The sequence below is a fragment of the Acinetobacter guillouiae CIP 63.46 genome (assembly GCF_000368145.1).
GTDB classification, from domain to species: domain Bacteria; phylum Pseudomonadota; class Gammaproteobacteria; order Pseudomonadales; family Moraxellaceae; genus Acinetobacter; species Acinetobacter guillouiae.
In genome coordinates this window covers 338,306-351,774 of sequence record NZ_KB849287.1, presented here as the reverse complement: position 1 = coordinate 351,774, position 13,469 = coordinate 338,306, and the positions used below count along the sequence as shown (strand labels likewise).

General features: G+C 40.2%; 10 protein-coding genes. 9 read left to right on the top strand and 1 reads right to left on the bottom strand.

Annotated features, from left to right (window positions below; all coding sequences use genetic code 11):
• The first annotated feature begins 62 nt into the window (after nt 1–62).
• Nucleotides 63–455, top strand: coding sequence for a DUF4124 domain-containing protein (locus F981_RS21880; protein WP_004725864.1), 393 nt, complete (start codon nt 63–65; stop codon nt 453–455).
• A gap of 119 nt (nt 456–574) precedes the next feature.
• Complete coding sequence (gene leuS, locus F981_RS21875) at nt 575–3,211, top strand: leucine--tRNA ligase (RefSeq protein ID WP_004725861.1); 2,637 nt, start codon at nt 575–577, stop codon at nt 3,209–3,211.
• 89 nt (nt 3,212–3,300) lie between these two features.
• Here the strand turns inward: leuS and F981_RS21870 are convergent, their stop codons facing one another.
• Nucleotides 3,301–4,545, bottom strand: coding sequence for a transposase (locus tag F981_RS21870; RefSeq protein ID WP_004725860.1), 1,245 nt, complete (start codon nt 4,543–4,545; stop codon nt 3,301–3,303).
• A 261-nt stretch (nt 4,546–4,806) separates the two neighbouring features.
• On the opposite strand from F981_RS21870, the gene F981_RS21865 reads away from it, so the two are divergent.
• The 7 genes from F981_RS21865 to F981_RS21835 all read left to right on the top strand — a co-directional run bounded on the left by F981_RS21865 (nt 4,807) and on the right by F981_RS21835 (nt 13,417).
• The gene (locus F981_RS21865; protein ID WP_004725857.1) at nt 4,807–5,340 is read left to right on the top strand and encodes an LPS-assembly lipoprotein LptE; all 534 of its coding nucleotides are present in this window, start codon (nt 4,807–4,809) and stop codon (nt 5,338–5,340) included.
• 4 nt (nt 5,341–5,344) lie between these two features.
• Nucleotides 5,345–6,337: a DNA polymerase III subunit delta gene (gene holA / locus F981_RS21860; RefSeq protein WP_004725854.1), complete on the top strand. Its 993-nt coding sequence runs from the start codon at nt 5,345–5,347 to the stop codon at nt 6,335–6,337.
• A gap of 111 nt (nt 6,338–6,448) precedes the next feature.
• Nucleotides 6,449–7,813, top strand: a complete 1,365-nt coding sequence (locus tag F981_RS21855; protein WP_004725852.1) for a MacA family efflux pump subunit — start codon at nt 6,449–6,451, stop codon at nt 7,811–7,813.
• A 2-nt stretch (nt 7,814–7,815) separates the two neighbouring features.
• Entirely contained in the window at nt 7,816–9,807 is a 1,992-nt protein-coding gene (locus tag F981_RS21850) for a MacB family efflux pump subunit (protein ID WP_004725851.1), read from the top strand.
• A 22-nt stretch (nt 9,808–9,829) separates the two neighbouring features.
• Nucleotides 9,830–11,233 (top strand): efflux transporter outer membrane subunit, encoded by a 1,404-nt coding sequence (locus F981_RS21845; RefSeq protein ID WP_004725848.1) that lies wholly within the window; start codon nt 9,830–9,832, stop codon nt 11,231–11,233.
• Between the two features lie 138 nt (nt 11,234–11,371).
• Nucleotides 11,372–12,331 carry a formylglycine-generating enzyme family protein gene (locus tag F981_RS21840; protein WP_004725846.1) on the top strand — a complete coding sequence of 320 codons (960 nt, stop codon included), beginning with the start codon at nt 11,372–11,374 and terminating at the stop codon, nt 12,329–12,331.
• Between the two features lie 126 nt (nt 12,332–12,457).
• Nucleotides 12,458–13,417: a formylglycine-generating enzyme family protein gene (locus F981_RS21835; protein ID WP_016539387.1), complete on the top strand. Its 960-nt coding sequence runs from the start codon at nt 12,458–12,460 to the stop codon at nt 13,415–13,417.
• Nucleotides 13,418–13,469 lie beyond the last annotated feature (52 nt).

Below are 13,469 nucleotides of genomic sequence, written 5' to 3'. Positions count from 1 at the left end.
TTAGATAGCAGAATGATTTTTCGTTTTCATCTGAATAAAAAATGACTCAAAGGTTTTATAAAATGAAACAACGTCAACGCTTTGCACACACGGTTTTTGTATCGACAATTTTTGCCTTATTCTCTATGGTTGGGGTCAGCGCCAGTCATGCAAAACAGTATTATAAATGGGTAGATAGCAAAGGCTCTACACATTACACCACCACACCGCCGCCGAAGAATGCGCGTAGCCAAAGTAAGGTGAATACTTATGGCTATCATGGAGATTCGACACCCACCAACCCAGCACCAACAGCTCAGCCAAATGCCTCACAAAATCAGCCACAAAATGGGCAACCTCAAGGTACTCAACCTGTAACACCTGCACCAGTGGTTAACCCACCAAATACACAACAGCCGAATGTCGCACCACAAAATGAGCAAAATACACCTCCTAGCCTTGCGACGCCTCAATAATTAAATTAAAAGTAAAATCACAAGTTTTTCAGATTTAAAAGCGCGCAAAATTCACTTTTAGATGGATTTTGCGCTATGCTGTGTGCACAGTTTTTTAACCATTATTCTCAAATACATTTATGACTACTCATATTGACCCTGAATATCAAGCAAATGCGATTGAGCCTCAAGTCCAAAAAGACTGGGAAGATCGCAAATCGTTTAAAGTTGCCGACACTGTAGAAGGTCCACATCGTTATATCCTCTCGATGTTCCCTTACCCAAGCGGCAAACTGCATATGGGTCATGTGCGTAATTATACTATTGGAGATGTGATCAGCCGTTTTCACCGTCTCAAAGGTGAAACTGTGCTACAACCAATGGGTTGGGATGCTTTCGGCTTACCTGCTGAAAATGCAGCGATTGCTCATCAAGTTGCACCAGCAAAGTGGACCTTTGAAAATATTGCATATATGCGCGATCAATTGAAGAAACTTGGTCTATCTGTCGACTGGGATCGCGAATTTGCCACCTGTACACCAGAGTATTACCACTGGGAACAATGGTTATTTGTACAGCTCTATAAAAAAGGCTTGATCTATCGCAAGTTGTCTACAGTAAACTGGGATCCTGTAGACCAAACTGTTCTTGCAAATGAACAAGTTGAAAATGGACGTGGTTGGCGTTCAGGTGCATTGGTAGAAAAACGTGATATTCCAATGTATTACTTCCGTATTACCGATTATGCACAAGAATTATTAGACGATTTAGATACATTAAAAGACGGTTGGCCACAACAAGTTTTAACCATGCAACGCAATTGGATTGGTCGTTCAACGGGTATGGACATTACCTTCCCGTCAGCAAATCCCGAAGTTTATGCAGATGGTTTAACGGTTTATACCACACGTGCCGATACCTTGATGGGGGTAACTTATGTTGCGGTTGCAGCTGAACATCCTCTAGCGCTCAAAGCTGCTGCGATTCAATCTGAAGCAGGCAAGCCAGAACTTGCTGCCTTTATTGAAGAATGTCGTATGGGTTCTGTTGCAGAAGCGGATCTTGCGACTGCTGAGAAAAAAGGCATGGCAACAGGTTTATTAGTTAAACACCCTGTTACGGGTCAAGATATTCCTGTTTGGATCGCAAACTATGTATTGATGTCATATGGTTCAGGCGCGGTGATGGCCGTTCCTGCACATGATGAGCGTGATTTTGAATTTGCCAATAAGTTCAACTTACCAATCAAACAAGTCATTGATGCCAAAGGCTCAGATGATGCTGAATATTCTGCGTCAGAATGGCAAGAATGGTACGGTTCTAAAGAAGGTAAATTGGTCAATTCAGCTGAATTTGACGGCTTAGACTTCCAAGCTGCTTTTGATGCATTCCTAAGCAAATTAGAACCACAAGGTCTTGCCAGCGCTAAAGTTCAATTCCGTTTACGTGACTGGGGGGTTTCTCGTCAACGTTACTGGGGTTGTCCAATTCCGATGATCAACTGTGATAAGTGTGGTCAAGTCACTGTTCCAGAAGATCAACTGCCAGTTGTTCTTCCAACAGATGTGGTTCCAGATGGTTCAGGTAATCCTTTAAATAAAATGCCTGAATTTTATCAAACAAAATGCCCAAGCTGTGGTGGTGATGCACGTCGTGAAACCGATACTTTGGATACCTTTGTAGAGTCATCTTGGTATTATGCACGTTATGCTTCTCCTGATTTCACGGGTGGTTTAGTTAAACCTGAAGCTGCAAAATCTTGGTTGCCTGTAAACCAATATATTGGTGGTGTAGAGCATGCCATCCTACATTTACTTTATGCTCGTTTCTTCCATAAACTTATGCGTGATGAGGGTGTGGTACAAGGCAATGAACCATTTACCAACTTATTGACTCAAGGTATGGTTTTAGCGGATACCTTCTATCGTGAAGCGGAAAGTGGCAAAAAAACTTGGTTTAATCCTGCGGATATTGAGTTAGAAAAAGACGAGAAAGGTCGTGTACTTTCTGCTAAATATTCAGGTGACGGTCAAGACGTTGTGGTTGGTGGTCAAGAGAAAATGTCGAAATCGAAAAATAACGGTATCGACCCACAAGCGATTATTGACCAGTACGGCGCGGATACTGCACGTGTATTTATGATGTTTGCTGCACCACCAGATCAATCTTTAGAATGGTCTGATGCGGGCGTTGAAGGTGCAAATCGTTTCTTAAAACGTGTATGGCGTTTAGTTGCAGGTTTCCTTGAAAAAGGCAACCATGCAACAGCAATTGATGCTTCGAAACTTTCCACTGAAGCACAAGACCTGCGTCGTAAGACCCATGAAACGATTCAAAAAGTGGGTGATGACATCGAACGTCGTCATGCATTCAATACCGCGATTGCAGCTTTGATGGAATTACTCAATGCCAGCAATAAGTTTGAAGCAAAAGATGACAACGATGTTGCTGTAGCACGTGAAGCGATTACCACTTTACTGACTTTACTTGCACCATTTGCACCACACTTAAGTCAGACCTTATTGACTGAGTTTGATATCGATTTAACTTCGGTACTGTTCCCTACGGTTGATGAGTCTGCATTAACACGTAATACACAAACCATCGTAGTTCAAGTCAATGGTAAGCTTCGTGGCAAGTTAGAAGTCTCTGTTGATGCATCGAAAGATGAATTATTGGCATTGGCTAAAGCGCTGCCTGAGGTTCAACAATTCTTAACAGGTCCAACCAAGAAAGAAATTGTGGTTCCAAATAAGCTTGTGAATTTGGTGGTTTAATTTCCTGCTTAAATCCCCTCTCCTTCTAGGAGAGGGTTAGGGAGAGGTCATTCCCCTCATCCTAACCGTCTCCCTAAGGGCATAGGTATCTACACATCTTTTGTTAGAGACTCTAATGCAATTTCAGCAATCAGCTTAAGGTCATCAACCGAATGTTCAGATAATAATTGTAGTGTATTCAGTAATATTGACAGACCAGCCAAGATTGCTGGAGCACTTTCCCTTGTTCCTCTTTTTTGTTGCCTTCCTGATAGACGTGTTAGAAAGACTCTAACTCTTGAATTTTTCTCATCATTTTCTCGCTGTATTCGCCAAGTTAATACACATGCCATACTTGCAATTAAGAGTCGTCTTAATATCGCTTGCGGAGTTGTTTGTAGCCATGACTCAATGTCATGGCCCGCCTGTTTTAACAACTTAAAATAGTTTTCTATTTTCCAACGCCAGTAATACCAAGTTACCAATTCTATACTTGGTATTTCTGATGATACATTACTTAATAAGCTCCAACGAGAAAGTGATTTTCCTTGCTTATTTTTAACTTCAACTACAATCAGTCGAACGGTTAATGACTTTCCCTTTTGTGGTGGAATTCTTTTTCCCGTTTCATCTTTTTGCATTGGTCTTGCATTACGCGTAATACTGATTTGAGTTTCACCAACATAGAGTTGTTCGCAATTCCCTTTATATTGAATTGTATGGGTTTGTGTAGTTGGTATTTGGTCTGACACTTTCCTTAACTTAACATCTTCTCCTTGATATTCAACACGATTTCCTTCTTTACCTCGAATAAGAAATAAATGTTCTTGTTGATTCAATAATCTAAGATGAGCAATTGAATCTCCTTCACGATCAATAATATGTACGAGTTTCTTTTCTATTGGTAAAGACTCAATATGTTCGATTTGTTCACATAGTGCATTTAAATGGGTTTCTTTTATTTTATGCCCATCAGTAAATGTTGAATAACGTCCAGTAGCATCACATAAAGTTTGATCTAATGGTGCAATGGGTAAACCCGTTTCAGCATCAATTAATAAACTGCTTTGTAATTCATAGCCTTTGTCACTTGCATGTGTTCTTTTGAATCTATTTAACTTGTTGTTATGTTTGAAATATTGTAGTTGAGACCAATCATGAGCAACTAAGGCATAGTGGTGATTCGATAGAGCGATTTGTTCAAGCTCAAGTTTTTGAATAGGCTGATTGAGTTGTTGAAATGAAACGTTTTCGTTATTTAAGAAACGCCAAACTGCTTGGGTTGTAGCAAAGCTAGTCTTTTGGGTAGAAGCAATATCTTTAAGCGCTGGGGCTAATGAAGCAAGTGGATTCATATTAAGTTTTACAAGACGTCCGTAGCGTTTAACTAATCGGTTATCTAAGTGTGGAATGTTAAATTGGAGAGCATGCTCTCCAATTTAACTTAAATAGATTTAATTGTGTAGATACCTATGCCCTAAGGGAGAAGGGACTTTAGTAGAATAAACAAAACCCAAACAAAGCCCGTTGTCATTCAACGGGCTTTGATTCTAAAATGGCGTGAATTTATAAAGATTAAATATTCCATATCCAATGGAATTTCATGAGGACAAAGCATGCATTTAGTTCAACGTGTTGCTGCAGTTGTATTAACTTTGGGTCTGAGTGCGGGCTTAGTAGGTTGTGGCTTTCATTTAAAGGGCACCAATGCCCAAGCAACGCCTTTGGTTTACACCAAATTACAACTGGTGTTACCAGCGAATACTGAAGATCTTGAAAAGAAACTCAGTGTTTATTTAACCGCGACAGGTGTCCAACTGAGTAATTCAAGTGATGCTTATGTATTACGAGTATTAGACTACAAACCCGTTCGTCATGAGTTAAATGGTAAATTGGTAGAAACACTACTCCGTCTAAGTGTTACTTTCCAGATTGAAGATAAACAAGGGAATCCGATTACTGAACCTCGGACCTTAAATGCATCTCGTAGTTATCAATATGATGTTGCAACGGTCAACACAGATGATCAACAATATAAATATCTGAGCCAAATTTTGATTGATGACATTGCACAACAAATGTCGCGTCAAATTGCAGCCAATCGCTTACCTAAAGCACGTACTCTTTCGACCCAACCTGTAGCGCAATAATCCTATGAAACTTGACTATTTACAAGCCCTTAAACGTGTTGATGAAGCGCGAGGTGTTTGGATTTTACATGGTCAAGAACCACTTCTAGAACAAAACCTACTCGATGCTTTAAGAAAAAGCTGGGCAAAACATGAAGTAGAAAGACAACGCTATGATCTCAATAGCGTTTCCGACTGGAAAAATGTCTTTAATGCGTTGAATAGCTTATCTTTATTTTCTCAAAATCTTGCACTTGAAGTCCATGGCAATATCAAACCCGATGCCAATGGACTCAAACAACTCAAACACTATATTCAACATAATGAACACAACTTGCTTGTGATCATTATGCCCAAACAAGACTCAAGTAGTCTAAAGTCAAGTTTCTTTCAAACAGTTGAAGCCAATGGTGTTGTGATTGCTTTAACCGCAAATTACCCGCAAGACCGTCAACGAATATTGTCAATCGAAGCAGATCAGCTCGGTGTCCAATTAAATCAAGATGCCTGGATCTGGCTTGAACAACATCATGAACATAATCTTTTGGCTGCCAAAAACAGCCTGATGCGTGTTGCCGATACCTTCCCAGATCAAAAACAGATTTCAATTGAACATTTACAAGAATGTTTACAGGATCAATCACGTTATAGCACCTTTGATTTAAGTGATGCATTGATTGCTGGAAACTTGGCACTTTCGATTAAAATTTTCCAATATCTTGTGGAGTCAGGCGAACCCAACAGTTTAATTTTATGGACAATTAGTAAAGAAATGCGTCTTTTGATGCAGTTGTATGAACAACCACAAAATGCCTTACAGCTCGGTATTTGGAAAACCAAGATTTCTTTGTACCAACAAGCACTTAGACGCTTAAATCCACATTCATTTTTAACTTGGCCACAACTGTTATTGCGTGTAGATGCTGCAATCAAAGGACTCAGTAAAGAAAGTCCAGAACATATCATTCAACAATGTATTGCTGAATTATGTGGAAAAACTTTATTTATCAATGCTTAGATAGATATTATGCAGAATAATTCTCATTTCCATTTATTTTAAAAAATTCACGCTTTATCCTTATTTAATCATTATAATTTGATCAATTTTTCTCTCAGCCCAATTATCGCTATGCCAAAAATAAAACCAGCCAAAGCCATTCTTATAGCGGTTTGTCTTGCCATCATTGCCGCAATCGCATGGTATGTATTAAAGCCTAAAAATACACAACCTCAGTATATAACCTCAGAAGTCACACGTGGTGATATTGAAGATGCAGTTCTTGCAACAGGTGATTTAGAAGCAACCAAGATGGTGAGCGTTGGTGCGCAGGTTTCGGGTCAAGTTAAAAAAATGTACGTCAAGCTGGGTGACCAAGTTAAACAAGGTCAACTGATTGCACAAATTGATTCAGTGCGTCAAAGCAACGATTTAAAAACAGCTGAAGCAAGTATTAAAAATCAACAGGCTCAGTTGACAACCAAACAGGCGACTTTAGCCAAAGCTGAGGCAGAATATAACCGCCAAAAAAATATGTTTGCACAAGATGCAACCTCTAAAGCAGATTATGACAGTGCCTTAGCCGCATTTAAAACTGCACAAGCTGATATTGCTTCGATGGATGCACAAATTGAGCAATCCAAACTTACACTTGCAACATCACAAGAAAACTTAGGTTATACCCGTATTGTTGCACCTATGGACGGCACCGTGGTAGCCATTGTGACCGAAGAAGGTCAAACGGTAAACGCCAACCAAAGTGCACCGACTATTGTGAAACTTGCAAAATTGGACACCATGACCATCAAAGCACAAGTGTCTGAAGCAGATGTCATGAAAGTTCAAGAAGGTCAAAAAGTTTATTTCACTACACTGGGTGATAGTGAGAAAAAACGCTATGCAACACTGCGTCAAGTAGAGCCTGCACCAGAATCAATTAATACTGAAACATCAAGCAACTCATCTTCATCATCAACAAGTACAGCGATTTATTATAATGCCCTATTCGATGTGCCAAACGATGACGGCAAACTCCGAATTGATATGACCGCACAGGTATATATCATTCTTGCTGAAGCCAAAAATGCACTGACTGTTCCTGCTGCGGCATTACAGTCCTCAAACCGTCCACAACGTGCCAATAAATCCGCAAATGGCGCATCTGGTGCAAATTCAACTCGTTCAGCATCTGCACCTCAAGGTCAAGCAAATAAAAATGGACAAAATGCTGCTGATCGCCCAGAACGTCTTGAACTCACAGCAGATGAAAAGACTTTGATTGATCAAGGTAAAGCTTCGGTTTCGATTGTTCGCGTTTTACAGGCGGATGGTAGTGCTCAACGTAAACAAGTTTTAATTGGTTTAAATAACCGTGTAACCGCCCAAGTACTGCGTGGCCTCAATGAAGGTGATCAAGTTGTACTAGCAGATGGTTCAGATACATCCAATGACTCTGCAAAACGAAGCAATAAAAACAGTGGCCCAATGAGACTCTAAGCATGGATCAGAACAATCATCAGATCAAACCTCTACTTGAGGTCAGTAATCTGATTCGTGAGTTCCCTGCGGGTGAATCCACTATTCAGATTTTAAAGAGTATTAACCTTAAAATTTACCCTGGTGAACTGGTTGCTATTGTTGGGCAATCTGGTTCGGGTAAATCGACATTGATGAATATCTTGGGATGTTTGGATCAACCTACATCAGGTAGTTATCAAGTCAATGGACGTGAAACAGGTCAACTTGAACCCGATGAGCTCGCGCAATTACGCCGTGAATATTTTGGTTTTATTTTCCAGCGCTATCACTTATTGGGTGATTTAAATGCCGCAGGAAACGTTGAAGTCCCAGCGATTTATGCTGGTATGGATCCGAGTGTGCGTCAAAAGCGTTCACATGAAATCTTGACTGACTTAGGACTCGGTGAAAAAACTGAAAACCGTCCAAATCAGCTTTCGGGTGGACAACAACAGCGTGTTTCAATTGCACGTGCTTTGATGAATGGTGGTGATGTCATCCTTGCGGATGAGCCAACTGGTGCACTGGATAAGCACAGTGGTGTTGAGGTTATGCGTATTTTGCGTGAGCTCAATGCTAAAGGGCATACCATTATTCTGGTTACCCATGATATGAATGTGGCAAAAAATGCGACACGTATCATTGAAATCAGTGATGGTAACATCATCGCGGATAAGCCAAATGTTCCCGAACATGATGATGAGATTGATATTGTTGTCGATCCAGAACCTAAATCGAATCGTAAAAAGTCATCTAAATGGCGTTCTGCATTAGATCGTTTTGCAGAAGCCTTCCGTATGGCCTTGCTGGCAATGAATGCCCACCGTATGCGTACCTTTTTAACCATGCTGGGTATTATTATCGGGATTGCATCTGTGGTCTCGGTAGTGGCTTTAGGCAATGGCTCACAAAAGCAGATTCTTGATAACATCAGCAGTTTAGGCACCAATACCATTACCGTCTTTCAGGGACGTGGCTTTGGTGATAACTCGAAAACAGCACAGTTTAAAACCTTGGTTCCAGCAGATGCTGAAGCACTCTCAGAGCAACCTTATGTCGAAGCAGTCAGTCCAACAGTCAATAGTAGCGTAACAGCGCGTTTTAAAGACACCGAAGCTTCTGCAACCGTCAATGGTGTCAGTGCTGATTTCTTCTATGTGCGTGGTATGACCTTTAAATCTGGGCAAGCTTTTGATAAAAACAGTATCACTGGGCGAGCGCAGGATGTGGTGATTGATGCCAATACTGAAAAGACCTTCTTTGCAGATGGCACTAACCCTGTAGGGCAAGTGCTGTTATTGGGGAGTGTTCCAAGCCGAATCATTGGTGTGATTGATGCACAGCAAGGCTTTATGGGCAACTCAGACAGTCTCAATGTTTATCTACCTTATTCAACCGTCATGAGCCGAATGTTAGGACAATCCAATGTTCGTAGCATCATCGTGCGTATTAAAGATGAATATCCAACTGCGGTTGCTGAAAATGCCATTTTAAGTTTGTTGGAACAACGTCATGGCGCACAAGATGTCTTTACTCAAAACTCTGACAGTATTCGTCAAACCATTGAACAGACCACACAAACTATGACTTTACTGGTTTCAGCTATTGCGGTGATTTCATTGGTTGTCGGTGGTATTGGGGTAATGAACATCATGTTGGTGTCTGTGACCGAGCGAACCCAAGAAATCGGTGTGCGTATGGCTGTAGGTGCTCGGCAAAGTGACATTCTGCAACAGTTCCTGATCGAAGCTGTTTTGGTGTGTATTTTGGGCGGTATCTTAGGGGTTCTGCTCTCTTTAGGCATTGGACAGTTAATTGGACATATTGCGAAAGGCAGTTTCCAAATGGCGTATTCAAGCACCTCTATCATTGCGGCATTTGTATGTTCAACCTTGATTGGTGTGGTATTTGGATTTATCCCAGCTCGTAATGCAGCACAGCTCAATCCTGTTGATGCACTTTCGCGTGAATAACCGAAGAATAAGGAAATTATTAATGCAAATGAATTTAAGCAAACTTGCAAGCGCCTTGATTTTTGGGAGTTCATTGGTCGGTTGTGCGGCTGTGGTTAAAACCCCATACGAGGCCCCTGCTGTGCAAATTCCAAATGGTTTTGTTTATGACAATGCAAAATCTAAACACGTTCAGGCAGATTTATATGCAGATCAGTGGTGGACCTTATTTGGTGATGCTCAGTTAAATCAACTGGTCAATCAAGTGATTCAACGCAATGCTGATTTGGCTGTTGCAGGGATTAACTTACAAACAGCCCGTTTAAGAGCTGGCTTAGCGCGAGACCAACAAGGTCCTCGTGTTAATTCAGGGGTATCTACAGGCCATAGCTTTGACCTCAATTCAGGTGATGATGCTGCCAAAGGTCTATCTCTCAGTGCGGGTGTCAGTTATGAAGTGGATTTGTTTGGTAAACTGGCGCGTCAAACGGAAGCATCGAAGTGGGAATCTTTAGCCACTGAACAAGACTTACAAGCCACTGGGCAGACCTTAATTGCCACAACCGCAAATTTATATTGGCAATTGGGTTATTTAAATGAACGCTATAGCTCTGCCCAACAGAGCTTAGCTGCTACTCAAAAAACCTTTGAATTGGTGCGTACTCAATATCGTGCTGGCGCAGTTTCAGGACTAGATTTGACCCAAGCTGAGCAATCGGTACAAAGCCAAAAAGCCAGTTTAAGTCAGATTGAACAGCAACGTGTTGAAACACGTACCGCTTTGGCCGTGTTATTACAAATACCTGTGCAACAGTTAAATATTCAAGAACCACAGCAATTACCGCAGATCAGTCTACCCAATATCTCAGCGGGTTTACCGGCAGATATTTTGTCGCGCCGTCCAGATTTAAAAGCAGCCGAATTGCGTTTACGTGAATCTTTGGCGACCAAAGATGCCACCAAAGCCAGCTATTATCCTTCAATCAGTTTGACGGGGAATTTAGGTTCAACCAGCACATCATTGACAAATTTATTGAAAAATCCTGCACTGACTTTAGGCGCAAGCTTAAGCCTGCCGTTTTTACAATATAATGATATGCAAAAGAATTTAAAGATCAGTGAACTGGACTATGAAATAGCCATTGTTCAATATCGCAATACCTTATACCAAGCTTTTGCAGATACTGAAAATGCATTGTCGAATCGTACTGAGCTAGATAAACAAGTCGCCTTTCAACAAAAGAACTTGGAACTTGCGGAAAAAACAGAACGTTTGACCAATGTACGTTATCGTAATGGTGCAATTGCTTTAAAAAATGTTTTGGATGCCCAAGAAACCACACGTAGTGCTCGTTTGTCTTTAGTCCAAGCCAAGCAAAGCCAATACAATGCTTATGTCACTTTGATGCAAGCTTTGGGTGGCAGTCCGATTAAGCAATTACCTTAAGAATGTGTTGAGATGAGAAAGCCCTGAGGGGCTTTTTTTAAAATTACTATTTGAATAACACAAACGCTCTTTCCGAAAGCTTCAATTTATCTTATGATTGACTTATATTTAATCAACTCCATAATTTAAAACAATATAATGAAACACAATTTAATCGCTATTTTACTCTCGAGTTTAGCCTTATCTGCTTGTGCAAAAACCACCAATGAGACATATACCAATTCAACAACTCAAAAGTCCAATGAAAAAAATGATCTTGAGTTACAGGAACGAATTAAAACACTGGTAGACAAAACCAAAAAGAACATGATTTTTGTACAGGGTGGAACTTTTATGATGGGGGATTTCGGTGAACTCGTGAATAAAGGAAATTTACCTTTTGATGGCGATGGTCATAGCAAACCTTTACACAAGGTCACTTTAGATAGTTATAGCCTAAATGCATATAAGTCCAGTTATGAAGACCTAGACACTTATAGCGCAGCAACAGGACAGCCTAAAGTTATGGATGATCCTGATTTGCAAGATCTACGATATAAAAATGCAGCGGCTGGACTGAATTGGTATCAAGCTCGTGATTATTGCCAATGGTTAGGCAAGCAATTAGATGTACCTATGGACTTACCAACCGAAGCACAATGGGAATATGCTGCTCGTAACCGTGGGCAACAAGTGGTCTACCCTACCCATAATGGTAAAGTAGAGTATGGTAAAAACTTTAATAGCTATGAACAACAACAAGCATTTACAGAAACTGTTGCAGAGAATTCGATAATACTCATCACTCAACTCGGTGCCCATCAGCCTACTCCATTGGGTTTTTACGATTTAATCAATGAAAACTTAGAATGGGTCGCTGACTGGTATGCGCCTGACTATTATGCTAAATCGCCTGAAAAAAATCCCAAAGGGCCCGAGACAGGTACTGCAAAAGTACTTAGAAGTACCAATATTAATGATGAATATATGATCCGTACTGCTTTTGGTTTTACATTTTCCAGAATGTTTAAAGAACCTGGTTTAAAAGGAAAGGATTTTTCTCGCTATTACACTACTTCAGTTAGATGTGCTGCCAATAGCCCTACACCTTTATCCTAAATTATCTTTGTTATAAAACTCAAAGCTCGTTTGACCTTTATATTTTTTAACAGAATCAACCTTTATATCGTGCAAATTAGCAGTTAAGATAAAAATTAAAATACTGATAGTCTTATTTAAAAAATGATGAAACACAATATAATCGCTATTTTACTCTCGAGCTTAGCCTTATCTGCTTGTGCAAAAACAACCAATGAGACACATACCAATTCAACAGCTCAAAAGTCCAATGAAAAAAATGATCTTGAGTTACAACAAAGAATTAAAACACTGGTAGACAAAACCAAAAAGAATATGATTTTTGTACAAGGTGGAACGTTTATGATGGGGGACTTCGGTGAACTCGTGAATAAAGGAAAATTACCCTTTGATGGCGATGGACATAGTAAACCTTTACACAAAGTCACTTTAGATAGTTATAGCCTAAATGCTTATAAGTCCAGTTATGAAGACTTAGACACTTATAGTGCAGCAACAGGGCAACCCAAAGTTATGAATGATCCTGATTTACAAGGTAAAAGATATAAAGATGCAGCTGCAGGGCTTAATTGGTATCAAGCACGCGACTATTGTCAATGGTTAGGTCAACAATTAAATGTGCCAATGGACTTACCAACTGAAGCACAATGGGAATATGCTGCTCGTAACCGTGGACAACAAGTGGTCTATCCCACCGATAATGGTAAAGTAGAATATGGTAAAAACTTTAATAGTTATGAACAACAACAAGCATTCACAGAAACTGTTGCAGAGAATTCAATAATACTCATCACTCAACTCGGTGCCCATCAGCCTACTCCATTAGGTTTTTACGATTTAATCAATGAAAACTTAGAATGGGTCGCTGACTGGTATGCACCTGACTATTATTCAAAATCGCCTGAAAAAAACCCCAAAGGGCCCGAGACAGGTACTGCAAAAGTACTTAGAAGTACCAATATTAATGATGAATATATGATTCGGACTGCTTTTGGCTTTACTTTTTCAAGAATGTTCATGGAACCTAAAAAGCCAAATGATGAATTATCCTACTATACTACCTCTGTTAGATGTGCGGCCAATAGCCCCAATCCAATACAAAAATAAGATTAGCCATAGCCCCATTCATCTAAAGGCTTAGCTCATATTTTTCAAAAAA

What these genes read in the sequence shown, in the direction of transcription:
- F981_RS21880 (WP_004725864.1), top strand. Translation starts at nt 63, where the DNA reads ATGAAACAACGTCAACGCTTTGCACACACGGTTTTTGTATCGACAATT.
- leuS (WP_004725861.1), top strand. Translation starts at nt 575, where the DNA reads ATGACTACTCATATTGACCCTGAATATCAAGCAAATGCGATTGAGCCT.
- F981_RS21870 (WP_004725860.1), bottom strand. Translation starts at nt 4,545, where the DNA reads ATGAATCCACTTGCTTCATTAGCCCCAGCGCTTAAAGATATTGCTTCT.
- F981_RS21865 (WP_004725857.1), top strand. Translation starts at nt 4,807, where the DNA reads ATGCATTTAGTTCAACGTGTTGCTGCAGTTGTATTAACTTTGGGTCTG.
- holA (WP_004725854.1), top strand. Translation starts at nt 5,345, where the DNA reads ATGAAACTTGACTATTTACAAGCCCTTAAACGTGTTGATGAAGCGCGA.
- F981_RS21855 (WP_004725852.1), top strand. Translation starts at nt 6,449, where the DNA reads ATGCCAAAAATAAAACCAGCCAAAGCCATTCTTATAGCGGTTTGTCTT.
- F981_RS21850 (WP_004725851.1), top strand. Translation starts at nt 7,816, where the DNA reads ATGGATCAGAACAATCATCAGATCAAACCTCTACTTGAGGTCAGTAAT.
- F981_RS21845 (WP_004725848.1), top strand. Translation starts at nt 9,830, where the DNA reads ATGCAAATGAATTTAAGCAAACTTGCAAGCGCCTTGATTTTTGGGAGT.
- F981_RS21840 (WP_004725846.1), top strand. Translation starts at nt 11,372, where the DNA reads ATGAAACACAATTTAATCGCTATTTTACTCTCGAGTTTAGCCTTATCT.
- F981_RS21835 (WP_016539387.1), top strand. Translation starts at nt 12,458, where the DNA reads ATGAAACACAATATAATCGCTATTTTACTCTCGAGCTTAGCCTTATCT.